Consider the following 26,182-nt stretch of genomic DNA (forward strand, 5'->3'; position numbering starts at 1 on the left):
CATAAACTCACACAGTTTCACATTTGCAGCCCATGCCCGTATTCACATGCGCACCCCATATTCACAGGTGCAGCCCGCAACTTTTAGGGCTGCCAGTTTTGGGGCTAGGTAGCAACTAGGTAGCAAAAAGGGTTAAAGGCAAAAGGCACGTACCCCACGGTACGTGCCTTTTCAGCCGGTCGGACTCAGACAGTCTAGATAACCTGGTTCTTACCAACGGCCACAACGCCACCAGCGCTGACCTTGAAGCGCTCTGCGTCCTTCTCCGGATCGACACCGATAATGGCGCCGTCGGAAACTACAACGTTCTTGTCCAAAATCGCATGGCGAACCACTGCTCCGCGGCCGACGCGAACGCCTGGGAAGAGAACCGAGCCCTCCACCGTCGCGCCATCCTCGACCACAACGTTGGTGCTAATCACCGAGTTGCGGACCGTACCACCGGAGACAATCGAACCAGCACCGACCATCGAAGCCTGAGCAATACCGCCCTGGACAAACTTGGCCGGAGGCAGGTTCTCCTCTGAGAAGGTGTGGATTGGCCACTTCTTGTTGTAGAGGTTAAACACCGGGTGGACGGAAATCAGGTCCATGTTGGCCTCGTAGAAGGCATCGATGGTACCGACATCACGCCAGTAGCCCTTGTCACGTTCGGTCTCACCCGGAACGTAGCTGTCCTTGAAGTCCCAGACGAAAGCTTCGCCCTCCTCTACCAGCATCGGAATAATGTTTCCGCCCATATCATGGTCGGAGTTTTCATCTTCCGAGTCACGCTTAATAGCGTCGATAAGCGCGGAGGTAGTGAAGATGTAGTTACCCATCGACGCGAACGTCGAGTTCGGGTCATCCGGGGTGCCGGGCGGATCAGCCGGCTTCTCCAGGAACTCGGTGATTCGGTTGTTGTCATCGGCATCGATGACACCGAATGCGCTGGCCTCAGAACGCGGGACGCGGATACCAGCGACCGTCACGCCAGCGCCAGACTCGATGTGGGCCTCCAGCATCTGCTGCGGATCCATGCGATAGACGTGGTCGGCACCGAAGACGATGACGTACTCCGGATCCTCGTCGTAAACCAAGTTCAGCGACTGCAGAATCGCGTCCGCCGAACCGGTGAACCAGCGCTTACCCAGACGCTGCTGAGCCGGCACCGGGGTGACGTACTGGCCGGTGATGCCAGACAGCTGCCACGCCTGCGAAATGTGACGGTCGAGCGAGTGGGACTTGTACTGGGTCAGCACACAGATCTTCAAGAAACCTGCGTTGACCAGGTTCGACAGCACGAAGTCGATAAGCCGATAGCTACCGCCGAAAGGCACGGCGGGCTTAGCGCGGTCTTCCGTCAGCGGGAAGAGACGCTTGCCTTCGCCACCGGCAAGGACAATGGACAAAACATGTGGTTGACTCCTCACACCAACCAACCTATATGCGATTTACGTTCCTCGCTGCCAGTCTCCCCTCCCCGCTACCCACACCCAGGCATATCAAGCGACGGAAATTGTCAAATCTGGTTACGCTGGAACTATGCGTGTTGCCATGATGACCAAGGAATACCCTCCGGAGATTTACGGCGGAGCAGGTGTTCACGTAACTGAACTGACTCGTTTCATGCGCGGCCTCGACGGCGTTGACGTCGATGTGCACTGCATGGGTGCTCCTCGCGATGAGGCGGATGTATATGTCCACGGCGTTGACCCGGAGTTGAAGGATGCCAACGCCTCGATTAAGACGCTGTCCACGGGGTTGCGCATGGCAAATGCCGCCGCGGCAACCGACATTGATGTCGTCCACTCTCACACGTGGTACTCGGGCCTGGGCGGTCACCTCACTGGTCTGCTCAAGGGCATTCCGCATGTGGCAACCGCGCACTCACTGGAGCCGCACCGCCCATGGAAGCGCGAGCAGCTTGGCGGCGGTTACGACGTTTCCAGCTGGTCCGAGCGCAATGCTATGGAGTACGCAGACGCTGTCATTGCTGTTTCCGCGCGCATGAAGGACGCCATCCTGGATGCCTACCCGCGTATCTCCCCCGACAAGGTCCACGTTGTCCTGAACGGTATCGACACCGAGCTGTGGTACCCGCGCCCGACGTGGGAAGAGTCCAAGGAACAGAACGGCTGGTCTGTCCTGGAGGAGCTCGGCGTTGACCCGTCTCGCCCGATGGTCGCGTTCGTCGGCCGCATCACCCGTCAGAAGGGTGTCGCTCATTTGGTCAAGGCCGCATCGCTTTTCGACGACGGTGTGCAGCTCGTTCTGTGCGCCGGCGCTCCGGACACCCCGGAAATCGCGAAGGAGACTGAGCAGCTCGTCCATGACCTCCAGGAGAAGCGCGATGGCATTTTCTGGGTGCAGGACATGCTGCCGAAGGAGAAGATCCAGGAGATTCTGACGGCCGCGGATTCCTTCGTCTGCCCGTCCATCTACGAGCCGCTGGGCATCGTTAACCTCGAGGCTATGGCCTGTGGCACCGCCGTTGTCGCCTCTGATGTCGGCGGTATTCCGGAGGTTGTCGTCGATGGTGAAACCGGCACTCTGGTTCACTACGACGAGTCCGATCCGGAGGGCTTCGAACGAGGCATCGCTGCCGCTGTCAACAACATGGTCGCCGACCGCGACCGCGCTGCCAAGGTTGGCCAGGCGGGTAAGAAGCGCGCTGAAGATGTGTTTAGCTGGGAGAACATCGCTCAGCAGACCGTCGAGGTCTATAAGTCTTTGATGTAGCTGGCTGTCTGCGAGACGCCACGGATGCGCGGTGGACGGAGTCTCCTCATAAGGCCCATCGCTTCCGAGAAGGAAGCGGTGGGCCTTTTTTAGCCTTTTTACTAACCCCGTTCAGGACATTTACTTATGCCTTTGCCCACTTTCCTAAACCTAATTTAAGTTTTGGCTGAATTTATCATTCCTGGTCAATAGCATACTGAGTATGAGATTCACTAAGAAGGTGGCAGCAGTTGGTGCCGCCATTGCCATAGCGCTAGCGGGTGCAGTACCGCATCAGGCGCTCGCTACAGAAGTAGCCCCATCCCCTAGTACCGCTACCATCACCGAGCGTGGTCCCCTTGGACAGTCCGGTCGCTGGTTTACCGACGGTGACGGCCGTGCTTTCCTCACTCAGGGATCGAACATCGTCTACAAGCACGATCCTTACACCCCAGAGGCCGGAGGCTTTAACGAGGACGATGCTGACTGGCTCGTGCAGCAGGGCTTCGACTCCATGCGAGTCGGCATTATCTGGAAAGCAGTAGAGCCAAAGCCCGGCGAGTACAACGACGAATACCTGGATTCCATTGCCCGCACTATCTCCATGCTCACTGAGCGTGGAATCGCGGTCTTGGTCGATGCCCACCAGGACATGTACAACGAGAAGTTCGAAGGCGAATTTGCCCCGGATTGGGCTGTCATTGACGACGGGGTTCCCAGCCTCTTAAAGGTTGGCTTCCCCGCTAACCAGGCTCTCAATATCGGACTCATTAGGGCATACGACAACTTCCTGAATAACCGCGAAGGGCCAGGCGGCGTTGGGTTGCAGGAGCGTTACGCAGCCATGTGGGGCCATGTCGCCAAACGCCTTGGCGACATGCCGGGACTGATGGGCTACGACATCATAAATGAACCGTGGCCAGGCTCCGCATACCCACTGTGCTATCTGGCTCTCGGCGACTGCGGCCCGGCTAAGGAAAAGCTCGATGAACTGCACCAGAAGGCTGCCAATCAGATTGTCGACAAGGACCCGGACGCTATTGTCCACTACGAGCCCTACTCCATGTGGAACACCGGATTGAACACGAATCCGGCAGCCCCGGAGGTTCCTGAAACCGCTGGTACGGCCCTCAGCTGGCATGTCTACTGCACCACGAATGCCCTGTTCAACACCTACACGGGCTGTGACTTCTTCGATGGTCGTACCTTCGACAATGCGGAAATCGTCTCATCCGGTAACGGCTCGGCCACACTGCTGTCCGAGTTCGGTGCGACCGACGATGCCGATACCCTCAATGGCGTAATTTCGCTTGCCCGCCGCCACATGGTCGGCTGGCAGTACTGGTCCTACTGCGGATGCAACGACCCGACGACGCAGAACCAGAAGGAACAGGGCATGGTCTTCGACCCTACTGTTCCAGGACCTGTAGGTGCCGATGCCTTCAACCGCGACAAGATGACCATCCTCGCCGCTCCACACCTGCGAGCGGTCGCAGGCACCCCGCAAGCTACCGACTGGAACCGCGACACCCGTGTCTACCAGGCCAGCTGGAACAATAACCGCGTCGACGGCACCGGAGTTTTCGCACCTGGTTCCACCAGCGAGCTCGTTGTGCCCTCGATCAACTTCCCGAATGGGTTCACAGTGAATGTCGAAGGCGGTCACGCCACTGTCGCTGCCGATGGCCAGACCGTTCATATCGTCTCCACTGCTGACCAAGTGACAGTCACCATCCAGCCGAAGTAGAACCAACCGCTCGATTCACCAAATCGCGCCCTGTGGATTTTTCCGCAGGGCGTTTTTCTTGCCACGATTTCCTTACCCACAAGCCGATCGGACATCTAACAGACGACCCGCCCCAGCTTGGGCTACAAATATCGCGAATATAATGGCTTCCATGACCACTCACGAGAATTTTCCAACGGTCCGACACACAATTTTCCAAAACTCACTGATGTCCGCACTGCTCGATGGCATCTACGACGGCGAGATGACCATTGGCGAAATCCTTGGTCATGGAAACTTCGGCATCGGTACCTTCGACGGCCTCGATGGCGAAATGGTAATCCTCGACGGGGTCTGCTGGCAGGTGCGTCACGACGGCTCCGCAACCCGGGCCACCATGGATCAGCGCAGCCCCTACACGGTGGTGACCAACTTCGTCCCGCACACGGTGATGGATGCGCCGGAAAACCTGACTCGCAAGGAAATTAGCCCCATCATCGATTCCCTGGTGCCGAGCCAAAACTTTATGTACGCACTGCGGATTACCGGCGAATTTGAGTGGGTGAAGACTCGAACCGTCGTAAAGCAGGAAAAGCCGTACCAGAAGATGGTTGATGCGACGGAAGAAGACGCCTCGGTTGATTTTGAGAACCTGCAGGGCACGATTGCGGGCTTCCGCACGCCGGTCTATGAGAAGGGAATTTCGGTGCCCGGCTGTCACGTGCACTTCCTCGCGGAAGGCGGCACCGGCGGCGGGCATGTGCTGGACTTTAAGCTGCGCTCGGGCACTATCGAACTGTGCCCGGGCACTGACCTGCAGCTTCGCCTTCCGCTAACGGCGGAATTCTCGGATGCTGACCTGGATCCGGAAGACCTGGATGAGCAGATTCACAAAACCGAGGTCAAGGAGTAAACGCTAGTCTCCCGGGCGGCCAAGACGAGTGACGTAGGCACGGGCGGTGACGTGCATCTCTGCAGGTAGCGCCGCAATGCGTTCCTGCAGCACCTCCGGGTGAATATGGCGTGCCGACGGGCTCATACCGATCTGCGCGGCGATTGCACCCTGGTTGAGGTTCATACCGAACTCCACCAGCTCCGGGTCGCCAACAGGCACGAGGTGCCCCTCTGCCTGGGAAATCATGCGCTCGACCTTGCCGCGCTCGACATCAATGATGCCCAGTGGCTCACGAAGCTCACCCAAGTGACCAGTGGTGGCAGTCAGAACCACAACCTGGCCGCCCGGCTTGAGCACGCGAGCGAACTCCTCCGCGTTGCGAGGTGCGAAGACGACTGTAAGCGCATCGATGGAGCCATCACGCAGCGGCAGACGCGCCCACGCATCGGCTACAACGGCGCCGAGGCGCGGGTGGCTCTTGGCCAGGTGCTTGGCGGCCGGCACAGACACATCAATGCCTACGCCACGGGAATTGCGAATGCTGTCCAGCGTGTGTGCGAGGTAGTAACCAGTGCCCGCACCGACTTCGCAGATGACTGGGCTGGCGGCCTCGGACACGTTGGCGTCGTCAAGCACGTCCTGGACGTTGCCTGTAACTGCCTCAACGAATGGAGCATAGTGGCCACCAGAGAGGAACTCCTCGCGGGCGGTAATCATCTTGGCGTCATCGCCGGTGTAGCGCAGACCAGCCCCACCGGCGAGCGTAACGTAACCCTGGCGGGCGACATCATAGCTATGTCCGGATTCGGACTTCAGAGTCATTCGTTCGGCATCACCAAACTTCAAATCAGTGCCATCGATGGGGTCAGCAAGCACATCAATGATGTCAGCTAGCACGTCGGTCACTCCTCAAACTGAGCTAGAAAAATAATTTTCACTATCTTAGCCCGTGACGAGCTCAGCCAAGTAACTCCAATGCGAGTTACTGACTACGTTTATGACAAAAATTGCCCGAAAACTGGCTTGAAAGTGTCATAAACTCGCACAGTTTCACATTTGCAGCCCGTATTTTTTGTTCATAAACCCTCATTCGAGCCGTTATCACCTGAAAAAGAAAAGGCGACCTACACCACTGGTGTAGGTCGCCGCTGGGTCAAAACCGGACAGGCCCGGCCACTACCCGGCCTCTACCCGATACCCCACTACTCTGCTACTCCACTACTGCTACAAGCTCTGCACCGAGCTCCTTGGCTTCCTCCGGGGACAGTTCCACCACCAGGCGCCCACCACCATCTGCGGGGACGCGCATCACAATCTTCTTGCCCTCTTTAACTGCCTCCAGCGGACCATCACCGGTACGCGGCTTCATTGCTGCCATGTGAACTCCTTCGTTCTAAGACAATGTCGATGCAGGAGACGACCAGCTACCCCAGCTCAGCTGTGGTAGCTGGGAGATTGACAATCCCGGTTCAAGACCTCGGTCTAAGACCCCGGTTTAAAATCCCGGTTTAGAATCCCGGTCGGCATTTCGACTACTTCTCTTCATCATAGTCTTTTGTTTCACGCAGCGGCATGGGTGAAGCGCCTCAAACTACGCCCCTTACACCAGCCCACGCACCGGATGCAGTGGTGCAAAATCACCAGAAATAGCCAGAGTCATGCGACAGACATCAAGGGTTTCGGACACCTGATGCGAACGAAACACCGCAACGCCGGCAGCTGCCGCATGGGCAGTCGCGGCCAAGGTGCCGGGCACACGTTGCTCGACCGGGCGGTCCAGAGTCTCACCGACGAAGTCCTTATTCGACAGCGCCATAAGCACCGGCCAGCCTGTAGCCACGAGCTCATTGCAGCGCCGCAGAAGTTCGAGGCCGTGGTAGGTGTTCTTGCCAAAGTCGTGGGTGGGATCGATGAGGATGCGGTCCTCCGGCACGCCAGCGTCCACTGCCCTCTGGGCGAGTTTGCCGGTTTCTGAGATGACATCGTCCACGACGTCGTCGTAACGCACGCGAATCGGATTGGTGCGTGGCAGTGCCCCACCTGTGTGCGAGCAGACGTAACCCATCCCGTGGGAACCCGCGACTTCCAGCAGCTCCGGGTCATGGCCCGCCCAAGTGTCATTAATGAGGTTGGCGCCAGCGTTAATGGCGGCCTCTCCGACTTCGGCGCGCCAGGTGTCGACGCTAATGTGCAGGTCAGGATAGCGCTCGCGGACCTTCGCGATGGTCGGCACCACGCGCTCGATTTCCTCGGCAACAGTTACTTCTGCACCGATACCGGCCTTGACGCCGCCGATGTCGACAATGCCCGCGCCTGCCGCAACAACTTCGTCGACGCGAGCAAGCGCAGCCTCCTCCGCAGCCGTCGCGCCACGGTCATAGAAGGAATCCGGGGTGCGATTGACGATGGCCATCACCGTCGGCACCGCGGAGTCCTGATAAAAACTCCGCACAGCGTCCTACCTTTCGCTGAAGCGACGGACTCGGCGGAGCTTTTCGGAAACGTCAGAGGTCGGCTCACACTCTTCCAACAGCTTTTCGTGCGCGGCCTCGATGTACTCGACCGCTTCGTCAATGGAGTCGGTGACCAGGAAAAGGTCCATATCAGTCGGAGAAATCAGCTCCATGGCCACTAGTTTCTCACGCATCCAATCAACCAGCCCCGACCAGAACTCAGTGCCGAGCAGCACGATTGGGTGATTTTCCACCTTCTCGGTCTGCACCATCACCAGTGACTCAAAAAGTTCATCGAGCGTGCCGAAACCACCCGGCAGGCAAATAAACGCCTGCGAATACTTCAGGAACATGGTCTTCCGCACGAAGAAGTAGCGGAAGTTCATGCCCAGGTCGACCCAGTCATTCAAGTGCTGCTCGTGCGGCAGCTCAATGCCCAACCCAATGGACAGGCCGTCGGCGTCGTAGCAGCCGCGGTTGGCGGCTTCCATGATGCCCGGGCCGCCACCAGTGATGGTCGCGTAACCCGCCTCCGCCAGCACCTTGCCCAGGTCGAAGCCCCACTGGTAGTAAGGGCTGTCCTCTGGCAGACGTGCCGAACCATATACCGTCACCGCCGGCGGGATTTCCGCCAACGCACCAAAGCCGTCAACGAACTCCGACTGAATGCGCAGCACACGCCAGGTATCGTTGTGCAGCCAGTCCGTGTTCGGATTGTGTGACAACAGCCTGCGGTCGGTCGTAGACGCCTGCGGTTCGCCCGCCTGTCGGATCGCGATTGGGCCGCGGAGTGCACGGCGCTTAGCTGGGGACGGAGTACGTACAGGTTTCATAACCTCACAATGTATGCCAGCAATGACATACGCGCACCCGCTCGGCGAGGGTGGGGTGTGATTCTAGGCTCACTCAGCCACCGGCGCGGTGGTCAAGTACCGCCGCACATCCTCCCACAGTGCCGTTATGCACTCGACCGGAATCTGCTCATCCTTCTTGTGGCAGTACGCCGGGTCACCCGGGCCAAAGTTCACCGCAGGAATGCCGAGCGCCGAAAAACGCGCCACATCGGTCCACCCAAACTTGGGCTTTACGACGTCGCCTGCGACCGCAACCAACTCCTTCGCAGCCGCCGCATGCAGTCCAGGCAGCGCCCCAGGGCTCACATCCTCGACATCGACGGTGAGGTCCTCGGGCGCGAACTCGTCGAGTCCAAGCACCTCTCGGAAGTGCGCCATGGCCTCATCGGCGCTGCGGTTGGGCGCGAATCGGAAGTTGACTCGCAGCACCGCCTCGTCGGGAAGCGTATTGGTAGCAACCCCGGCCTCCAGCCAGACGACGTTGAGCCCTTCGCGGTAGGCCAAGCCGTCGATATCCACGGTCTGCGGTTCATAGGCGGCAATGCGTGACAGCACCGGTGCTAACTTGTGCACGGCGTTGTCGCCGAGCCACGCCCGAGCCGAGTGTGCACGTGTGCCGTGAGCGGTCAGACGCAGGCGAATAGAGCCCTGGCAGCCGGCTTCGATGACATTGCCGCTGGGCTCGCCCAGCAAAGCGACATCGCCAGCCAGGAGCTCCGGATGCGACTCACTCAAGTGCCGCAACCCGTTGAACTCCGCGGCGATTTCTTCGCATTCGTACATGATGAGTGTCAGGTCGCGCTGCAACTCCTGGCTTGCCGCCAGCGTCGCAAAAGCATGCAGGTAGACTGCGTCACCGCTTTTCATATCCACAGTTCCACACCCAAACAGTGTGTCTCGCCCCTGCGCGTCTACCCCACGCGTCGAGGGCACATTGTCCGCAGTCGGCACCGTATCCAGGTGTCCTGCCAAAATCACGCGCTGCGGCAACCCCCGATGGGTCCGCGCAATCACGTTGTTGTCAATGCGCAGGACCTCAATCGACTCATTTGCCTGCGCGACCTCACGCAATGCCGCCTCGACGGCATCCGCAATCGCGGTCTCATTGTGGGACACCGATTCGATGTCCACCAGTGCCGCCGTGAGGTCTACAGGATCTTGGAGCAGATTTAACTTCGATTTCACATCAATTAAGCGTACAAACCATTGTGCGCCAGCGAAACCAGAATTTTGTGATGAATATGCGCCGCACGACCATTGATCGCATCCCCATTGGCGGGCGCGCCACCACCGAGGAACAACGCCAGCTCATGCGGTTCGGCGGAGGTCACACCAATTCTCCCCTCCGCCGAGCGCTTAAGCCCATCAGCCACCTCAAAGACCAGGGTTTTCGCTCCTTCCGGGAGAGTTTGGGCAATGATTGCCTCCGGAGTTTCGCTTGTCGACGACCCCGGCGCCCGCTCCTCCCCCGCAGAATCGGTCGCCTCTCCGTTGCCGCTTTCTTCCTCGACAACCCCCGCGCCGGGTCCATAGACCACAGCCACACGGGAGCCATAGACCGCAATCACCGGACGCAGCTCATTCGTGCTGACAATCACCGTAGAACCGGCCAACGGCTTGCAGACGGCCGCGACAATCTTGGCCGTTGCATGTGGCAGCTGCACTGGAGTGGGATCGATGTCTCGTCGATAAGCAGGACGAAGCGTTTCGGCGACATCGCCCAGCTCATCGCGCTCCCACATCGGCAGGGCATCGATGCGTGCCTGCTGATCGCGGTTCTTGCGCTCCAGCAGAAGACGGGCGATCATGCCACCACCGAGCCCCACTGCGATGGCAACTGCGATAACCAGCACCAGACGGTTCGGCGCGATGAGCGCAACCACTGCGGCAATCACCACACCGACTGCGCCAATTGGCATTGCTCGCGGCGGCAAAACGAAACCAAAGAAGCTGGCTACGGCAAGAATCCAAGCACTCAACAGTGCGAATCCGACATAGAAGACCACCGGCAGGGCCAGGACGAAGCCGAGTCCGAGCACACTGACAGCAATGATGAGGCTAACTAAGAACCACTGCTTCATTTTCTGTGTGCTTTCAAGGCCAGCTAGGGGCATAGTTCATCCTTCCGCGAAGATTCCTTAAAGGGATACTAATATTAAGAATCATGATTACATCTGGTGCTGTCGCTACGGGAATCGCCAACATCGCAATGGACGGTACAGTTCTCGATACTTGGTTTCCCGCACCTCAGTTAAGCGATGAGGTCGTAGAATCGAGCACTCACCGGCTCGGCGCCGCTGATCTGACCCCACAGTTGCTTCGTCAGGTGATTTTGGACGAGGATCGCCGCGTGGAGCAGGTGGCAGTGCGCACGTCCATTGAGGATTTGTCCAAGCCGGCTGTCGACCCGCACGATGCCTACCTGCGCCTGCATCTGCTCTCCCACCGCTTGGTCAAGCCGCACCAGCTCAACACCAAGGGGCTCTACGAGCTGCTCCATGTCGTGGCGTGGACCAACAAGGGGCCATGCCTGCCGGACAACTTCGAGCAACTGCGTACCCACTTGCGCGTCCGCGGCCTGATTCACGTCTACGCCATCGACCGCATGCCGCGCATGGTCGACTATGTGCTGCCCGCAGGTGTCCGCATTGCAGAGGCCGAGCGCGTGCGGTTGGGCGCTTATCTGGCACCGGGTACGTCAGTACTGCGCGAGGGATTTGTCTCGCTGAACTCGGGCACTCTGGGCCCATGCAAGATTGAGGGACGTCTATCCTCCGGTGTCGTCATTGGCGCGCACACGAAGGTGGGACTGTCGGCCTCCATCATTGCCGCTCACGACGATTCCGGTCAGCGTAAGCCGCTCACGGTTGGCGAGCGCTGCCACATCGATATCGCGGCCGGCACCGTCGGCGTCAGCCTCGGTAATGACTGCATTATTGACCGAAGCATCCTCATTGCCCCCGATACGCCCATCGATGTCCCCGCGGAGAACCGCCGTATTCAGGCATGGGAAATCTCCGGCCGCAACAATATGCACTTCTACCATCACCCGGACCACTCGGCAGTGTGCGTCCGCCGCACGGAACGCCCGGGCAATGACGAAGGTGCCGCTACTTTCACTCAGCTTGCCGACGTGCCGGATGAGCTGGCCGGATAACCTACTTTAGGTGTCTTGAAGGCACATTAATGGGCCCCGAAACGGTGAATGGGGGTAAACCCGTAATACGGTTATTGCCCCTGTTATCAGCGAGGTAATGTTTGCGACATGACCGAATCGCAAATTACCTCCACCTCCGGCGAGACATCTCAGCTGGGCAAGGGGCTGCAGGTTCGACACCTGACCATGATGGGTCTTGGCTCCGCAATCGGTGCCGGTCTTTTCCTTGGTACGGGCGTCGGCATTAAGGCAGCTGGCCCGGGTGTTCTCATTTCCTATGTCATCGCTGGCTTCATTGTCGTCCTCGTCATGCAGATGCTCGGCGAGATGGCCGCTGCCCGCCCGACACCGGGTAGCTTCTCCACCTATGCCGAGATGGCCTTTGGTTCCTCGGCTGGCTTTGTCCTCGGCTGGCTCTACTGGTTCATGCTCATCATGGTGCTCGGCGCTGAAATTACCGGTGCCGGTGCCATCATGGGTGCGTGGTTCGGTATTCCGGGCTGGATTCCAGGCCTGATCTGTGTTGTCTTCTTCGCTGTAGTGAATTTGGCGAATGTGCGCGGTTTCGGCGAGTTTGAGTTCTGGTTCGCGTTCATCAAGGTCGCGGTGATTATCGCGTTCCTGGTCATTGGCGTTCTTCTTTTCTTCGGTCTGCTGCCAGGCACCAGCTTCGTCGGTACGACGCATATTGCCGAATCCGGATTCCTCCCGAATGGCGTTTCCGGCATTGCCGCTGGTCTGTTGGCCGTGGCCTTCGCCTTCGGCGGTATCGAGATTGTCACGATTGCCGCTGCTGAGGCCGAGGATCCGCAGCGCTCCATCGCTGCTGCTGTCCGCTCGGTAATCTTCCGCATCTCTGTGTTCTACCTGGGCTGCGTGACCGTCATCATCCTGCTGTTGCCGTACTCCCAGATCGACGGCGCTGACTCCGCAGCTGAGTCGCCGTTCACCCAGGTTCTAAAGCAGGCGAACATTCCAGGTGCGGTTGGCTTCATGGAGGCCATTATCGTTCTGGCGCTGCTGTCCGCGTTCAACGCTCAGATTTACGCAACCTCTCGCCTGGTCTACTCGATGTCCACCCGCGGTGAGGCACCGCGCTTCTTCGCCCACACCAATGAAGGCGCAGTTCCGAACCGTGCGGTCATCATGTCGATGGTCTTCGCCTTCGTCTCCGTGGGCCTGCAGGTTGTCTTCGACGGCTCGAGTGTCCTGGTCTTCCTACTGAACGCTGTCGGCGGCTGCTTGCTGGTGATCTGGCTGGTCATCGCCCTGTCTGAGATTAAGCTGCGCCCGCAGATGGAGGCCAACAACGAGCTTTCCGTTCGCATGTGGGCCTACCCGGCACTGTCCTGGGTAGCGGTCATCCTGATTCTGGGCCTCGCTGTTGGCATGCTCACCGATTCTGGTGCTCGCCAGCAGGTTATCGCCGTTGTGTGTGTCACTGCGTTCCTCGCGGTGCTCGCTGCACTGACTAAGAAGAGCCGCACCGCGGCCCGCGAGGCTCTCGAGTCCAGCGATAGCAACTAGCCGTTAGCAACTGGCTGCAGGGCCTAACCACCCTGCTACCCCTATCCGAACATTTCCTTGCTACACATTTGCGGAACACTTTTCATAGATAGGGATATGCCGGTAGCCTGTTTTCCATGAAATTTGGAGCACAAGCTACCGGCATTGCCACTTTTAACAACGATACTGTTCTCGACGTCTGGTTCCCCGCCCCCAAGCTCATCGAAGAGGGCGTGGCAACCTCCACCACGACCGGAACCATCGACGCCGACGCACTGCCTGAAGATTTCACCTACCTCACAGATCTGGCCGTAGCCGATGCGGACCGCGGCACCACCCGCCATCTGGTCACAGCTACCATCGCTTCACTCGATGACGCACCAGTTGACACCATCGATGCCTACCTGCGCCTCCATTTGCTGTCCCACCGCCTGGCCACCCCCAACAGCATCAACCTGGACGGCATCTTCGGCAAGCTCAACAATGTGGTGTGGACGAATTTTGGCCCCTGTGCTGTCGAAGGCTTCGAGGTAACCCGAGCCAAGCTGTCGCGCCGCGGGCCTGTCACCGTCTACTCCATCGATAAATTCCCCCGCATGGTCGACTACGTCACTCCCACCGGAGTCCGCATCGGTGACGCTGACCGCGTACGCCTAGGCGCCCACCTCGCAGAGGGCACCACAGTCATGCACGAGGGCTTCGTCAACTTCAACGCAGGCACGCTTGGACACTCCATGGTGGAAGGCCGTATCTCTCAGGGGGTCGTCGTCGACGACGGCTCCGATATCGGCGGTGGTGCGTCCATCATGGGCACACTATCCGGTGGAGGTAAGGAAGTTGTGTCCGTCGGCAAGCGATGCCTACTCGGTGCGAACGCTGGACTCGGCATCTCGCTCGGCGATGACTGCGTACTCGAAGCCGGGCTCTACATCACTGCCGGCACCAAGTGCCACGTTGCCCTAGACGGTGTGAAGAAGACGCTCAAGGCCCGCGAGCTCTCGGGCGGATCGAATATGCTCTTCCGCCGCAACTCGCTCTCTGGTGCAGTCGAGGTTGTGCCGTGGGCTGCCGAAAAGGTGAAGCTCAGCGCGGAGCTGCACGCTAACTAAGGGGTCGTCGGCACGTCTGCCGGGGCCGCGATAGTCCGCGCGCTCCGGTAGGCACGTCGCTCACCAGTGACGGGGTCGACAAAGGCCAGCGCGGTCGCCGTCAATCGCAACTGCGGCGTGTACTTTGGCACTCCACTCGCGCTTGCCGACGGCCCCTGCGCCCCCGCTTCCCGGCCATAGGTATCCTCACCGAGGATGGGATAGCCTAGCCAGTCCATCGTCGCCCGCAGCTGATGCGTGCGGCCCGTATGGGGCTGTAGCCGCCAGTGCCCCACCTGCATGCGGCTGCCGCAATGCCCACAACCACAGCCGACTGCGTGCAGCGGAATGCTGGTGCTGGTCGCACCACCGCCATGGCTGTTCGCCAGCACATCGCCGATGTCCGCGGCTACTCGGCCGAGGAAGGTCACGGTTGTGCGTGCGAGCTTGAACTTGGGATTCTTCGCGGCAGCGCGAGCGAAATCGTCGGTCTCCACGACTTTTACTCCGCGCCCCGCCGGGTTGGGATCGAGCAGAAGCGTGACATCCCTGGTTTCCCCCACATGCCAATCATCGGGCATCACGGTGAGGCATTCGTATTCTTTGGTGATTTCCTGGTTTTGGAAAAGCTGCTGGTAGCGCGCACGGGTAGCCGGATTCCGGGAAAGCAACAGCAGCCCACTGGTCAGAAGATCCAGGCGGTGAACGGCCACTATCTCCGGTTCCCCGAGACTACGTCGCAGTCGCTCCTGCACGGTATTGGCCACGATGCGGCCATTGGGAGTCGCCGGCAGAAAAGGTGGCTTGTCTACGACCAGAAACTCATCGGTGTCGGCCACGATTGCCGGCTCAAAGGGGATGTACTCCTCGCGCTCGTGAGCGGCGGCATCGACTTGCGCTGCCTGACGGTTCTTCTCAAGGCCCCACCACGCATCTCGATTGCCTGCGGCACGTCCCACGGCACACTCCCTTTTTCATGATTTGGTCTATGCCGATGTCGGCACCGTTTGCAGCATTCGGCCTACGCGGGCCAGCACATCTGGCCGGGGCTAGCCGCGAATACGCGCCGCCGCCACTTCGATGTCGTTGAGCGTTGCTGTGAGCCCCACCCGCACGTGCTGCGCACCCTTGGGGCCGTAGAAGCTACCCGGCGCGACCAAAATGCCGCGTTCGGCCAGCCAATCAACGGTCTGCCAGCAGTCTTCCCCGCGCGTAGCCCACAGATAGAGCCCGCCCTCGGAGTCATCGATACGAAAACCTGCGGCTACCAGTGCATCATGCAGAATCTCACGGCGGTCACAGTATCGCTGCTTTTGTTCGGCCTCGTGGGAGTCGTCGTTAAGCGCGGCGATCGTGGCGTGCTGGATGGGTCCCGGCATCATCAGCCCCATGTGACGGCGCACGGAAACCAGCTCGGCGATGAGGTCCGCGTCGCCAGCGAACCAGCCGGTGCGGTACGACGCCATGTTCGACGTCTTGGACAGCGAGTGAATAGCCAGCAGGTTGGTGAAATCACCGTCGCACACTCGCGGGTCGAGAATACTGACTGGCTGTTCAGTCCAACCGAGCCCCAGGTAGCACTCGTCAGAGGCGACAACGACGTCCCGAGCACGCGCCCACTCAACCACCTTGCGCAGGTGTTCAACACCGAGGACCTTGCCGTTGGGGTTGCCCGGGGAATTGATGAACATCAGCGTCGGCGAGGCGGGGCCGATTTGCGTCAGCGAGTCCGCACGCAGCAGCTCAGCGCCTGCGATGCGAACGCCGACCTCGTAGGTGGGATATGCCAGCTCGGGGATGACGACGGTGTGCCCCGCGCCTACGCCGAGGAGGAAGGGAAGCCAGCCAATCGCTTCCTTGGTGCCGATGACCGGAAGCACATTGCCGCCATTGACCGCTGACTCCAGTCCCGTCACGCCGTAGCGCCGCGCCATCGCTGCAACAATCGCAGCACGTAGCTCAGGCGTGCCGACGGTCTGAGGGTAACCCGGTGCGGCAGCACCTTCGGTAAGGCCCTTCCGAATTATCGGAGCGACTTCATCGACCGGTGTGCCGACCGAGAGATTGACCATGCCCTCTTCATGCGCAGCCGCAGTGGCTTTCGCCTGCGTGAGAGAATCCCACGGAAACTGAGGCAAAAGAGAACCGGGAGTTACGCGCTTACGGGCAGCTGACATGGGCGGTGATGAAGTCCTTCCCGGGAAAAGAAATAGGTTTAATCATCTGTGGTTTTATTCTTCTGCCTGCGGCGGCAGAGCTGCCACGAATGGCACATCGAAGTCCTGGGGGCCGAGCTTGGCGGCACCACCCGGGGAACCCAACTCATCGAACCAGTCGACATTCGCATCGATGAATTCAACCCACTCATCCGGAACATCGTCCTCGTAGAAGATGGCCTCGACTGGGCAGACCGGTTCACAAGCGCCACAGTCCACGCACTCATCAGGATGAATGTAGAGCATGCGCTTGCCCTCGTAAATGCAGTCAACCGGGCACTCTTCAACACAGGCACGGTCGAGGACGTCAACACATGGCTGGGCAATGATGTAAGTCATGGTTTTAGGTTTAAGAACCTTTCTCACAAGATATGGGATGAGGCTTTCGCTATCTGTCGATTATGCCGTTCCGACGAGAAACAGAGCAAAATAGACAGAGCGGTATATTCAGATTGGAGTCTACACCCAACGTGGGTGTTGTTTTCAACTGGCTCCAGAAAGAGCCACATTGATGCGGGCCTGCCCTGTATCAATTCCTCACCGTCTCCTGCAGTATCCGCTGCGGTTTTCGCTAGAGTGCCCGCAGATGGCGCAGTGGCCAGGCACCGCCCAGCACACCGCAAACAAGCAGCAGCACTGTTCGCAACCACTGCCCCATTGCCAAGTCCCCACCGAAGGGCAGCACTGCCCACAGCAGAATGCCTGCAAAGCCCAGCACCCAGATGACAGTCGGAATTGCAGCTTTGGAGCGATCGCGTGTCCACAGCAACGCTGTGTTGGTGATAATCAGATTGGCAATATAGGCCAGCGGAATGGTCCACGGCAACGGAATAGCAACCGAGCCGATGGTAATCCACACTCCGAGGAAAACTACTTCAATCACCAACGCTGCCAACGCAGCCAGCGACAGCCAGACTAGCGCTACTGTGACCTCCCCCTGATGGAAGTTCTCGCGTGGCTGCGAACGTTCCGGGTCACCCCAATAGCGCTCATCCCCGAATGTGCGCTTTTCAATACTCAAGCGCTCGTTCTTCAACTTTCCGCCAGCAGCGTTAATCAAGTCTTCGCTTTCGTGAGGCTGAGGGTTACTCATCGTCCGCACTCCCCTCCGCTTCCAGATCCACGCTCGGTACAGAGTCGACGCTCGCTACCGGCTCTGGCGGTAATTGGATATTCACCAGCTCCCCCAGCTCTTCCAGGGACGCAGCGGTCGCCGTACCAAAACGGTATGCCTCAGTCGGTGCCACCGGCTGACACAGCAAATTGGAAAACGCCCAGACGGCTCGCGCACGACCAGAGCCATCGGTCTGCCCATAGACAGCATCCGGATTAACCTCGCTGACGGAACCATCGGCGAACCACACCTGCGTCGCATGCGCGCGCATGGCCTCAACCTTGGCAGCCACAGCGGCGTCATCCAGCTGAACCTCGAAATGGCCAGTCACGGTGGCGAAGTCGTCGACATCGCACGACTGCCAGCTCTCCGGTACCACGGTAATGGCATCCAGCCCCGCCGCCATTGCCTCACGATCGGTGACCGCCCACAGCGTCGGAAAGCGATTTCCGCACGCCGCGACAGTGATATCGTGCGCACGAATGTGGTCCGGATGCCCATAGCCACCATCGGCGTCGTAGGTAATGACCAGGTCTGGCTGCAGCTCATCGAGGATGGTGCGAAGCTGGGCGACCGCCTCATCACCTGAGTTCACGAAGGCACGCGGATGCTCATTGCCCTTGTCACCGGCCATCCCGGAGTCACGCCAACGTCCAGCGCCGCCGAGGAACCGCGGCGCGTTATCAGGACCGTTGGCGCCTAACGCACGCAGCGCCGAGCGCAACTCGGCGACGCGGAAACCGCCCAACTGGTCGGCTTCATCAGCAACTAGCCCCTGGTACGGCGCACCGATGACCTCTCCCAGCTCGCCCATCGTGCAGGTCACTACGCTTACCGACGCTCCGGAACGCGCGGCAGCCGCAATCAAACCACCTGTCCAAATGGACTCGTCATCTGGATGTGCGTGAACAAAAAGTAACTTCACGGACTTTCTTACTTCCCCTTGTTCTCCTGGTCGATGTTATCGCGGCCATCTTGGTTCTGACCCGAACCGTCCTGCTCTGTATCTTCGCGCGGATTATCTCTCGTCTGAGAATTCTCAGACGATTCTCGAGCCCCACTCTGTGTCGAGACACGGCGAACCTCGCCCAGAACACCGAGGCGGCCCAACACTGGGTCATCGGTCCACTGCGAAGAGTCCCTCCTCCCGGTAATTGTAATTTCCGGGCTGACCACCGTCAGCAAGCCGTCTTTCACCAAGGTCAGCTCGATACTGTGGCCAGCAATGATATCGGCGAGTTCAGCGGGCAACGCAGAACTGTCGGGAGCGAGCAGCTCATCAATCTGTGGGTCACAAAGACCGGAGAGATTCTCGCTCCGAGCAGCCGATTTCGGAGCAACTGGTACTCCATTTAGGTCAGCCGGCTCCGCTGAGGTAGAAGATTTGGACTGTTCAGATGGTGTTGTCCCGTCCAACGAGCCCTGCTCTTCAGCACTCTTTTCCCGATCTCCACTTGGCGCAGGCCTTGTCGAACTATCGACGAGCTCAGAATCAGACTCGGACTCAGACTCAGCAGCCGACTCTGCGCCCGCTTCGTCCAGGTCCTTCGGCGGCAGCGAACTGACCGAGCCTTCCGTACACACATAGCGTTCCCGGGCCGCCTGGACAGAACTGGGCTGCTCTGCCCATGCCACCACGGCATCGACAGTTCCGTAGGGCAACGAAGACCGCAGCATGTCCGCCGGAGAATACGAAACAACGGTGGCGGGGATACCAGCTGCAGTCAACTGGTCAGCGACCGCAAAAGCCGCAGCGCGTGCCGCTATACCGTCGCTGATGATGCCAATTCGTAGCGGATTGTCCTCAGTAAAACCAGCCTGTGGTGTCTCGAATCGCTCCTGGTCACCACCGTCACCAGAACCACCCGCAATTCGGCGCCCGGTGGCCACCTCTGAGACCTCTGCAACGTTGATGGTGCTCAGAATGGCCCGGCGGACGGATTCGTCGGCAAGCCTGCTCGACGCGAGATTGGTACTGAAAACCAGTTCCCGGTTCGGCTCATGGAAGAACTCAGCAACACCGGGGACCAGACCGTACGTCAGCTCAGAGGTCTCCGTCGGACGGACCTGCACGGCATGGATCTGCTTCGAACGCAGTTGCTCCGCACCATCGATGGCACTACGCATGGCACGCAGCGTAATAACCTCCGAGGCTGCTGGCTGCTCACCCCAGTAGCGGTCATTTCGAACCAGTCGAATGATGTTGCGGCCGACATCCATCGACTCGACGGTGTACTGCCCACCGGAGGCCGGGAAACGGCTGGCCAGCCCTTCGGAAAAACCATCAGTGTTCGACCGCATCAAATGCGCTGGCAAGAGATGTGCAAACAGGCGCTGCCAATGCGTAATCGGCTGAGTGAACGTCACGTCAATCTGACGGCCACCATCGGAGACATCAATGGATTTAATCAGCTCATAAGTCGCCGTATCCAGCGATCCTGGCGTGGACGTGACTTGGGAAAATAGGTAGCGGAAGTCCTCGCCACTGATTGGCGTGCCATCGCTCCACTGCGCCCCTTTTCGAATGCGGTAGCGGACATGCTCTGCCGCTACCGTCGGATCCGTGATGTCAACATCGGCCGCTTTTCCGTTTCCAGCTCCGTTTCTGGCGTCACCGTCTTTGCTGTCATCACTCTCGATGACCTGCACGGAATCCAGCAAGTCGGAGTTGAGCAGCCACTGGGGAGCTCCTGCCGAGCGAGCGTTGGCAGCGTTATCCACCACTCCGGGAGCTTGCGCGGAGGCACTAGCGTCACCAGCCTCGCCCTCTACCGGCGCAGGGGTGAAAACACTAGGCAGTGTCAGTCGCGCTACCAGGCTGGTCACCGGGGAGACGTCGGCAAGCAAATGCGGATTGAAGCCTTCGACAAACTCGTCGACACCGACCGTGACTTCACGCATCTTTTTAGCCTGGTCAGCGGTGTCTTCCTGCTGCACCGGCACTTCCTGCTGCCCGGGCACAGTCGGAGCGTCCGACGGGCGAGCCATGCACGAAGACGCCAAAGCCGCCGTCACGCAGAGTGTCGATGCTACGAAAAATCGACGAGAAGCTGCGTGACGACGGCTGCGAATAAACATATCCACGAGATTACTCGACACCTGGCCGAGTCAGTTACCCCGAGACTGGTTTTCAGGTGGCCCAGTCCCCTAGCAACCCGAATTACTTCTTATTCATGGCCTTCGCGCGGGAACGAGCGCGAGCGCGATCGGTGGCGCTGAGGATCTGCTTGCGTACGCGAATGCCCTCCGGGGTGACCTCAACACATTCGTCAGCGCCACAGAACTCCATAGCCTCATCGAGGGAAAGCTTGTGCGCCTTCTCCAGAGTCACGGTCGCATCAGCCGAGGCTGCGCGCATATTGGTCAGCTTCTTTTCCTTGGTGATGTTGATGTCCATGTCCTCATCACGCGGATTCTGGCCAACGACCATGCCCTCGTAAGCCTGGTCACCCGGCTCGACGAAGAAGGTGCCGCGGTCAGAAAGCTGAATCAGTGCGTAAGCGGTGATCTGGCCGGTACGGTCAGCCACCAACGATCCTGTCGGACGGTCCTTAATCTCACCAGCCCACTCGCCGTAGCCGGCCGAGTAGTGATTGGCGATACCGGTGCCCTTGGTCTCCGTCATGAAAGTAGTGCGGAAGCCAATCAGACCGCGGGACGGAATGAGGAACTCCATGCGCACCCAACCGGTGCCCTGGTTACCCATCTGCTCCATGCGCCCCTTACGAGCCGCCATCAGCTGAGTGACAGCACCCAGGTGCTCTTCTGGAACATCGATGGTCAGGTGCTCGTACGGCTCCTGAACCTTGCCGTCGACGGTCTTGGTAACAACCTGCGGCTTACCGACGGTCAGCTCAAAGCCCTCACGACGCATAGTTTCAACCAGAACGGACAGCGCCATTTCACCACGGCCCTGCACCTCCCAGGCATCCGGGCGCTCGGTCGGCAGCACGCGCAGCGAGACGTTACCAATCAACTCCTGGTCCAGGCGGGCCTTGACCATACGAGCGGTCAGCTTATCGCCACCACCCTGGCCTGCCAGTGGCGAGGTGTTCACGCCGATCGTCATAGAAATAGCCGGCTCATCGACCAGGATGCGCGGCAGCGGGTCCGGATGCTCGGCATCACAGAGAGAGTCACCGATCATGACCTCGTCGATACCGGAGATAGCGGCGATGTCACCAGCAATGGCCTCTTCAGCAGGTACGCGGGTCACGCCGACGGTACGCAGCAGCTCCGCGACCTTCGCATTCTTGACATGCTCATTGCCCTCGGAGTCGTAATGAATCCACGAAATCTGCTGTCCCTTGCGGATACGGCCCTTATGGATACGAATCAGACCAATTCGACCGAGGAAGGAGCTGGAGTCCAGGTTGGTAACCTGCGCCTGCAGCGGGGCATCAATCTCAGCGGACGGCTCCGGGAGCACCTCGGTGATGACGTCGAACAGCGGCTGCAGGTTCTCAGACTCCGGCAAGTTGCCGTTACCCGGGTTCTCGGTAGAAGCCTTACCGGCACGACCAGAGGCATAGAGAACCGGCAGCTCAAGGTTGCGCTCAGCGACCTCAGCAGCTTCCGGGTCTTCCAGGGTGGAGGCTAGCTCGAGCAGCAGATCCTGTGCTTCCTCGACAACCTCGTCGATACGTGCATCTGGGCGGTCAGTCTTATTGACCACGATAATCACCGGCATGCAGGCAGCAAGCGCCTTGCCCAGGACGAAGCGGGTCTGCGGCAGCGGACCTTCAGAGGAGTCGATCAACAGCACGACGCCGTCAACCATGGACAGTGCGCGCTCCACCTCGCCACCAAAGTCGGCGTGACCAGGGGTGTCAATGACGTTGATGATGAGGTCTTCGCCGTTCTTGCCCTCACCTTTTCGGCGAATAGCGGTGTTCTTCGCCAAGATGGTGATGCCCTTTTCCTTTTCAAGGTCACCAGAGTCCATCACTCGGTCTGCAACTTCTTCGTGGTCGCTGAAAACGCCGGACTGCTCCAGCATGGCGTTCACGAGAGTGGTCTTGCCATGGTCGACGTGTGCGACAATGGCGACATTACGGAACTCGGTATCGCTCACAGGCGGATAGCTCCTAACAAGCTAAGAGGACTAAAAGAAAAAGATACGGCCTTGCTCTAAAGGACTGTCTTTACGACTGCCTTTAACGCCCCGCATCAACGCGTAATAAAGCGTTCTACAGTGTACTCCTTCTTAATGCCCCTGCACATCTGGCAGAGATTCTCGCAACCCCGAGCACCTATCCGTCATGCAAAGTGGCACTGCCGCGCCACCCTTAGGGATAAATTACCCCCTTACTGCACCCCCGCTTTACCGACAGCCATAACGGCATATCCGCCAGCGCCACAACGCTTCACGACGGCAATCTCTCAGCCCACCATGTGATAGATGTGACCAAATGCCATAGTTGTAACCCCACGGGATGAGACTTGACTTCACCCGCTTACACACTGCGAAACACCATTAACCCCATACATACACATTTCGCCTCAATTTTCACAATCATCTCGTTCTACATCAAAAATCACTCTAATTAACTTGCGACACACGGGAATCCGTGCGTTAATCTCCTGAGAAGATTCTGAACATTTCTTTTTCAAATCTTTCCATTTCACGTTGGAGTCGTTCTAAGATGAGCAACGATTCCGAAATTTTGATTCCGACTCCAATAGCCCACGAATGAGAGGTTCTTCACCGTGGTTTCGACTGGACGCTCCTTCCTGCGCCGTGCCGCAGCGACCTTGGGTGCAGCTGCAATTCTCACTGCGGGCATGACTCCCGCCGCTTCTGCTTCCCCGTCGCTGGACTCCCTGAACATCGCTTCGCCGAATCTCTACGGCAACGCGCGCGACATCATTAACTCCCCAGGCGTTCCTGAGGAAATTTCCAGCGCACTGAACAAGGGAATTGACTTCCTGACTGGTGAGGGCGAGGGCGAGCCGGGCTTCAAGGTTCCGGAAGGTGCCCCGAAGACCAACCAGTTCCTGCTGCCTACTGTTGCCGACAAGTGCATCGGCGGCGAAGGTCGTTCCTTCGGCCTGGCCACTACCGTTCCGGGCCCGGCAGACCTGCCTCTGCCAGGTGTTCCAGAAAACCAGCTTGGCTTCATTTTCACTGGCCTGGGCACCAAGCAGCTGGCTAAGCAGCAGGACACAGAGATGAATGTCTACTGGGTCAACGTTGCTAACGGCAAGTACGGCAAGACCACCCTGGAGAACAACGGCATCAACGCCGAGGAGGGCCCGGGCGCTGTCAACGGCACCGCTGACACGGGCAAGGGCGTGGTCATCGCTGTCATGCAGGGCGGTATCACCACTCAGGAAGAGCCTGGTCCGACCAACTGCAGCTACACTCCGACCGCCGGTGTCTTCCCGGTCGGCCTGAACTAAGTTTTTCTAGTTCTCCCCCTAGCCCTTTTTGCATCACGTATGCAGAAAGGGCTTTTCTATGCCCAAAAAGGCAGCCCCCACACGTTAAGGTATTCGCATGTCCACTTCACCGGCCACTTCGGCTTCGACCGCGGCAGCTCCTGCACTCTCCCCAATTCGCTCGAGTCAGGACACACATCCTCCGAAAGTCGAGACCTTTGACCTACGTGAAATGGTCAACACCGACCCCAAGGGCTTTCAGCGCAATGTCGATGAGTTCCGAACTCTCACACCCAGCCGCCTTTATATGCGCCGTGGGATGGATCATCCAAAGTTTGGATATCTAGAGTCATTCCTGCTTGCCGACGAAGGGTTGCGCATCAGCATTTATCACTTCCGCCCGGGCGTGAAGGTAGAACACCAACGCTACGTCGATATTGTCAGCATCGACCGGACTGATCCGCAGTGCTGGCGTATGACCGATTTGTACCTCGACATCCTGCAGGCACCGACCGACTCTGAGGCCATAGCTCCCCTACCCGTCGATGCGGCCACACAGATTCGAGTTGAAGATGTCGACGAGCTCGTCGCGGCTCATACTCAGGGACTGATTAGCGATGAACTCACCGAGTTCGCTATCGAGACCACACTGACTGCACGCGCCGCAATCGCTGCACACGGTGACAACATTGATGCGTGGATGCAGACTTTGCACCTCGATGCGACGTGGGCTGATGCCGTTGAGCTTTCGCCTGCGGCCTAGACCGACCACCTCAACAAAGGAGTACCGCCCGTGTTCGATAACTTAACCGGCCCCATTCCTCCCACCGGCCCTGATAGCAATGCGATTATCAAAGCCGTCCGAGCAGCATTTTCCTCCTACTTTGAAGAGTCCAACCCCGGCGAAGCCCAGCTGACCTTCCTTGGCTCTGCGCCACTGAAGATGCTGCGCTTCGGACCTGACACAGACCGGATTGTCACCTATGCAACACTGGGTTGCAGTGCCGAGGCGATGCAAGATCCGTCCGCAATGGTGGTGGACACCAACTCTGGCCCGCGTGCCGAACTCATCTTGCCTATTCGTGGTGGACTGGACGAAGTCATCCGCCCGCTGGGTATTCTTGCCGCTTCCCCAAGCATCGAAGGCCTCGTCCTGACCGAGGGGGCACTTATTGACTTCGGCCAGCCACTGTGGGATCAGTCGCGCTTCACCGGTTTTGTGCTGTTCAAGGCAGAAATCCCGCCGGTCGCGGTGGAGGAAACCGAAGTCACAATCTTCCAGCCGGTCCCGGCCACGACCAACGAATTTGCCCTTGCTCGCGCTAAGGGCGTTGACGAACTGCGTCGCGTGTGGGAAACCCAAGGTGTCGACTTCACCGACCCGCACCGCACCAGCGCTGTATAGAAGTTAGCTTTTGTGGTGGTTGCCGGTTATCTGCTCGTCGGCAAGCGATAAGTGCAACCTAGCAGTGACGTTTCGCGCCGCGACAGCGTGGTTTAGAGTATGGAATTATGGCAGTCAATTCGGCTAAAGACGTTCCTTTCCATGCGGCGCAGTCCTTTCGGTGGTGGCGGCTGGCGGTATATGTTTACGTCCCAGCGCTAATCCTCACCGTGGTCAGTTCCCTATTGAAATGGGATGCGACTGTTACGGAAGCGGCAAAGGCCAACAACATCGAGGTTTCTGCTGCACAGACCAGCTTGGCCGTGAGCTTCGCGTTTGCGATTCTCGCGCAGACGGCAACGGCGATTGCGTGCTGGTGGCTTGCTGGCAAACTCCTTGAAGGATCGACTGCAGCGCGCACGGTGCTGTCCGTGGCGGCGGCAGTTTTTGTCATTAATGCATCAATGACGCTGGTCGGAACGATTTCCCAGGTACGCTCCGGAGACTCGTCGGCGCTCGGTTTGATTACAGCTGGCCTGCTGATTGTTGCCTCTATCATCGCCGCAACTGCAACCGCCCAGTCCTACCGCGGCGAGCGTAACCAGAAGTTCTTTGTGACGACGTAGGCAGCTCTTAGAGGTTTGGGGCGGGACGGGGATGCCTTCCAGGGCCTCCACCGTCCGCTTTAGGTCGGCGTACATTTTAGGT

24 protein-coding genes are annotated in these 26,182 nt (G+C 59.0%); 10 read left to right on the forward strand and 14 right to left on the reverse strand.

The window, feature by feature from the left end:
- Positions 1-194 precede the first annotated feature (194 nt).
- Positions 195-1,412, reverse strand: a complete 1,218-nt coding sequence (glgC, locus tag HMPREF3053_RS05095) for a glucose-1-phosphate adenylyltransferase (protein WP_042388575.1) — start codon at positions 1,410-1,412, stop codon at positions 195-197.
- 112 nt (positions 1,413-1,524) lie between these two features.
- On the opposite strand from glgC, the gene glgA reads away from it, so the two are divergent.
- The 3 genes from glgA to budA all read left to right on the forward strand — a co-directional run bounded on the left by glgA (position 1,525) and on the right by budA (position 5,339).
- Entirely contained in the window at positions 1,525-2,721 is a 1,197-nt protein-coding gene (gene glgA / locus HMPREF3053_RS05100) for a glycogen synthase (RefSeq protein WP_070546826.1), read from the forward strand.
- Between the two features lie 202 nt (positions 2,722-2,923).
- Positions 2,924-4,447 carry a glycoside hydrolase family 5 protein gene (locus HMPREF3053_RS05105; protein ID WP_070546829.1) on the forward strand — a complete coding sequence of 508 codons (1,524 nt, stop codon included), beginning with the start codon at positions 2,924-2,926 and terminating at the stop codon, positions 4,445-4,447.
- A gap of 142 nt (positions 4,448-4,589) precedes the next feature.
- Positions 4,590-5,339 (forward strand): acetolactate decarboxylase, encoded by a 750-nt coding sequence (gene budA / locus HMPREF3053_RS05110; RefSeq protein WP_083280597.1) that lies wholly within the window; start codon positions 4,590-4,592, stop codon positions 5,337-5,339.
- Positions 5,340-5,342: 3 nt separating this feature from the next.
- Here the strand turns inward: budA and HMPREF3053_RS05115 are convergent, their stop codons facing one another.
- The 6 genes from HMPREF3053_RS05115 to HMPREF3053_RS05140 all read right to left on the reverse strand — a co-directional run bounded on the left by HMPREF3053_RS05115 (position 5,343) and on the right by HMPREF3053_RS05140 (position 10,709).
- The gene (locus HMPREF3053_RS05115) at positions 5,343-6,218 is read right to left on the reverse strand and encodes a methyltransferase domain-containing protein (protein WP_070767403.1); all 876 of its coding nucleotides are present in this window, start codon (positions 6,216-6,218) and stop codon (positions 5,343-5,345) included.
- A 313-nt stretch (positions 6,219-6,531) separates the two neighbouring features.
- Complete coding sequence (locus HMPREF3053_RS05120; RefSeq protein ID WP_005509573.1) at positions 6,532-6,699, reverse strand: DUF3117 domain-containing protein; 168 nt, start codon at positions 6,697-6,699, stop codon at positions 6,532-6,534.
- Between the two features lie 222 nt (positions 6,700-6,921).
- A complete protein-coding gene (folP, locus tag HMPREF3053_RS05125) occupies positions 6,922-7,734 on the reverse strand; it encodes a dihydropteroate synthase (RefSeq protein WP_070437943.1) in 813 nt (270 codons plus the stop codon).
- A 45-nt stretch (positions 7,735-7,779) separates the two neighbouring features.
- The gene (locus HMPREF3053_RS05130) at positions 7,780-8,607 is read right to left on the reverse strand and encodes an LOG family protein (RefSeq protein WP_070767379.1); all 828 of its coding nucleotides are present in this window, start codon (positions 8,605-8,607) and stop codon (positions 7,780-7,782) included.
- 69 nt (positions 8,608-8,676) lie between these two features.
- Positions 8,677-9,813, reverse strand: coding sequence for a succinyl-diaminopimelate desuccinylase (gene dapE, locus HMPREF3053_RS05135; RefSeq protein WP_070767380.1), 1,137 nt, complete (start codon positions 9,811-9,813; stop codon positions 8,677-8,679).
- A 5-nt stretch (positions 9,814-9,818) separates the two neighbouring features.
- Positions 9,819-10,709 (reverse strand): hypothetical protein, encoded by an 891-nt coding sequence (locus tag HMPREF3053_RS05140; RefSeq protein WP_224783806.1) that lies wholly within the window; start codon positions 10,707-10,709, stop codon positions 9,819-9,821.
- 83 nt (positions 10,710-10,792) lie between these two features.
- Here HMPREF3053_RS05140 and HMPREF3053_RS05145 point away from each other — a divergent pair, with 83 nt between their 5' ends.
- The 3 genes from HMPREF3053_RS05145 (at position 10,793) to dapD (ending at position 14,400) form a co-directional block, all read left to right on the forward strand.
- Positions 10,793-11,785 (forward strand): 2,3,4,5-tetrahydropyridine-2,6-dicarboxylate N-succinyltransferase, encoded by a 993-nt coding sequence (locus HMPREF3053_RS05145; RefSeq protein WP_038628339.1) that lies wholly within the window; start codon positions 10,793-10,795, stop codon positions 11,783-11,785.
- Between the two features lie 123 nt (positions 11,786-11,908).
- On the forward strand, positions 11,909-13,312 hold the full coding sequence (locus tag HMPREF3053_RS05150) for an amino acid permease (RefSeq protein ID WP_172954637.1): 1,404 nt from the start codon (positions 11,909-11,911) through the stop codon (positions 13,310-13,312).
- A 116-nt stretch (positions 13,313-13,428) separates the two neighbouring features.
- Positions 13,429-14,400 (forward strand): 2,3,4,5-tetrahydropyridine-2,6-dicarboxylate N-succinyltransferase, encoded by a 972-nt coding sequence (gene dapD / locus HMPREF3053_RS05155; RefSeq protein WP_049190052.1) that lies wholly within the window; start codon positions 13,429-13,431, stop codon positions 14,398-14,400.
- On the opposite strand, the gene HMPREF3053_RS05160 is transcribed toward dapD, so the two are convergent.
- The 7 genes from HMPREF3053_RS05160 to typA all read right to left on the reverse strand — a co-directional run bounded on the left by HMPREF3053_RS05160 (position 14,397) and on the right by typA (position 22,783).
- Positions 14,397-15,338, reverse strand: coding sequence for a pseudouridine synthase (locus HMPREF3053_RS05160; protein ID WP_069358851.1), 942 nt, complete (start codon positions 15,336-15,338; stop codon positions 14,397-14,399). The two genes, dapD and HMPREF3053_RS05160, sit on opposite strands and share 4 nt — an antisense overlap.
- Positions 15,339-15,428: 90 nt before the next feature.
- Positions 15,429-16,556 carry a succinyldiaminopimelate transaminase gene (dapC, locus tag HMPREF3053_RS05165; protein ID WP_069358852.1) on the reverse strand — a complete coding sequence of 376 codons (1,128 nt, stop codon included), beginning with the start codon at positions 16,554-16,556 and terminating at the stop codon, positions 15,429-15,431.
- Between the two features lie 54 nt (positions 16,557-16,610).
- Positions 16,611-16,934, reverse strand: coding sequence for a ferredoxin (gene fdxA / locus HMPREF3053_RS05170; protein ID WP_069358853.1), 324 nt, complete (start codon positions 16,932-16,934; stop codon positions 16,611-16,613).
- Positions 16,935-17,166: 232 nt separating this feature from the next.
- Positions 17,167-17,688 carry a hypothetical protein gene (locus HMPREF3053_RS05175; protein WP_069358854.1) on the reverse strand — a complete coding sequence of 174 codons (522 nt, stop codon included), beginning with the start codon at positions 17,686-17,688 and terminating at the stop codon, positions 17,167-17,169.
- Positions 17,681-18,634, reverse strand: coding sequence for an N-acetyl-1-D-myo-inositol-2-amino-2-deoxy-alpha-D-glucopyranoside deacetylase (gene mshB / locus HMPREF3053_RS05180; protein WP_070429519.1), 954 nt, complete (start codon positions 18,632-18,634; stop codon positions 17,681-17,683). Before mshB ends, HMPREF3053_RS05175 begins: the two co-directional genes overlap by 8 nt.
- Before the next feature lie 8 nt (positions 18,635-18,642).
- Entirely contained in the window at positions 18,643-20,787 is a 2,145-nt protein-coding gene (locus HMPREF3053_RS05185) for an ABC transporter family substrate-binding protein (protein WP_070767381.1), read from the reverse strand.
- An 82-nt stretch (positions 20,788-20,869) separates the two neighbouring features.
- A complete protein-coding gene (gene typA, locus HMPREF3053_RS05190; protein ID WP_016422389.1) occupies positions 20,870-22,783 on the reverse strand; it encodes a translational GTPase TypA in 1,914 nt (637 codons plus the stop codon).
- Positions 22,784-23,418: 635 nt separating this feature from the next.
- On the opposite strand from typA, the gene HMPREF3053_RS05195 reads away from it, so the two are divergent.
- From HMPREF3053_RS05195 to HMPREF3053_RS05210, 4 genes are all read left to right on the forward strand, one after another.
- Complete coding sequence (locus tag HMPREF3053_RS05195) at positions 23,419-24,111, forward strand: Rv1157c family protein (RefSeq protein ID WP_016422388.1); 693 nt, start codon at positions 23,419-23,421, stop codon at positions 24,109-24,111.
- Positions 24,112-24,208: 97 nt separating this feature from the next.
- Positions 24,209-24,853: a ribonuclease FAU-1 family protein gene (locus HMPREF3053_RS05200; protein ID WP_070767382.1), complete on the forward strand. Its 645-nt coding sequence runs from the start codon at positions 24,209-24,211 to the stop codon at positions 24,851-24,853.
- Positions 24,854-24,883: 30 nt separating this feature from the next.
- Complete coding sequence (locus tag HMPREF3053_RS05205; protein ID WP_070767383.1) at positions 24,884-25,495, forward strand: suppressor of fused domain protein; 612 nt, start codon at positions 24,884-24,886, stop codon at positions 25,493-25,495.
- A 107-nt stretch (positions 25,496-25,602) separates the two neighbouring features.
- The gene (locus tag HMPREF3053_RS05210) at positions 25,603-26,100 is read left to right on the forward strand and encodes a hypothetical protein (protein ID WP_048732907.1); all 498 of its coding nucleotides are present in this window, start codon (positions 25,603-25,605) and stop codon (positions 26,098-26,100) included.
- Positions 26,101-26,182 lie beyond the last annotated feature (82 nt).

The organism is Corynebacterium sp. HMSC064E07 (assembly GCF_001815745.1).
GTDB classification, from domain to species: Bacteria; Actinomycetota; Actinomycetes; order Mycobacteriales; family Mycobacteriaceae; genus Corynebacterium; species Corynebacterium jeikeium_D.

What these genes read in the sequence shown, in the direction of transcription:
- HMPREF3053_RS05175 (WP_069358854.1), bottom strand. Translation starts at nt 17,688, where the DNA reads ATGAGTAACCCTCAGCCTCACGAAAGCGAAGACTTGATTAACGCTGCT.
- HMPREF3053_RS05120 (WP_005509573.1), bottom strand. Translation starts at nt 6,699, where the DNA reads ATGGCAGCAATGAAGCCGCGTACCGGTGATGGTCCGCTGGAGGCAGTT.
- HMPREF3053_RS05145 (WP_038628339.1), top strand. Translation starts at nt 10,793, where the DNA reads ATGATTACATCTGGTGCTGTCGCTACGGGAATCGCCAACATCGCAATG.
- dapD (WP_049190052.1), top strand. Translation starts at nt 13,429, where the DNA reads ATGAAATTTGGAGCACAAGCTACCGGCATTGCCACTTTTAACAACGAT.
- HMPREF3053_RS05185 (WP_070767381.1), bottom strand. Translation starts at nt 20,787, where the DNA reads ATGTTTATTCGCAGCCGTCGTCACGCAGCTTCTCGTCGATTTTTCGTA.
- folP (WP_070437943.1), bottom strand. Translation starts at nt 7,734, where the DNA reads ATGGCCATCGTCAATCGCACCCCGGATTCCTTCTATGACCGTGGCGCG.
- budA (WP_083280597.1), top strand. Translation starts at nt 4,590, where the DNA reads ATGGCTTCCATGACCACTCACGAGAATTTTCCAACGGTCCGACACACA.
- HMPREF3053_RS05130 (WP_070767379.1), bottom strand. Translation starts at nt 8,607, where the DNA reads ATGAAACCTGTACGTACTCCGTCCCCAGCTAAGCGCCGTGCACTCCGC.
- HMPREF3053_RS05200 (WP_070767382.1), top strand. Translation starts at nt 24,209, where the DNA reads ATGTCCACTTCACCGGCCACTTCGGCTTCGACCGCGGCAGCTCCTGCA.
- HMPREF3053_RS05105 (WP_070546829.1), top strand. Translation starts at nt 2,924, where the DNA reads ATGAGATTCACTAAGAAGGTGGCAGCAGTTGGTGCCGCCATTGCCATA.
- HMPREF3053_RS05140 (WP_224783806.1), bottom strand. Translation starts at nt 10,709, where the DNA reads ATGAAGCAGTGGTTCTTAGTTAGCCTCATCATTGCTGTCAGTGTGCTC.
- glgA (WP_070546826.1), top strand. Translation starts at nt 1,525, where the DNA reads ATGCGTGTTGCCATGATGACCAAGGAATACCCTCCGGAGATTTACGGC.
- fdxA (WP_069358853.1), bottom strand. Translation starts at nt 16,934, where the DNA reads ATGACTTACATCATTGCCCAGCCATGTGTTGACGTCCTCGACCGTGCC.
- dapC (WP_069358852.1), bottom strand. Translation starts at nt 16,556, where the DNA reads ATGTCAGCTGCCCGTAAGCGCGTAACTCCCGGTTCTCTTTTGCCTCAG.
- HMPREF3053_RS05210 (WP_048732907.1), top strand. Translation starts at nt 25,603, where the DNA reads ATGGCAGTCAATTCGGCTAAAGACGTTCCTTTCCATGCGGCGCAGTCC.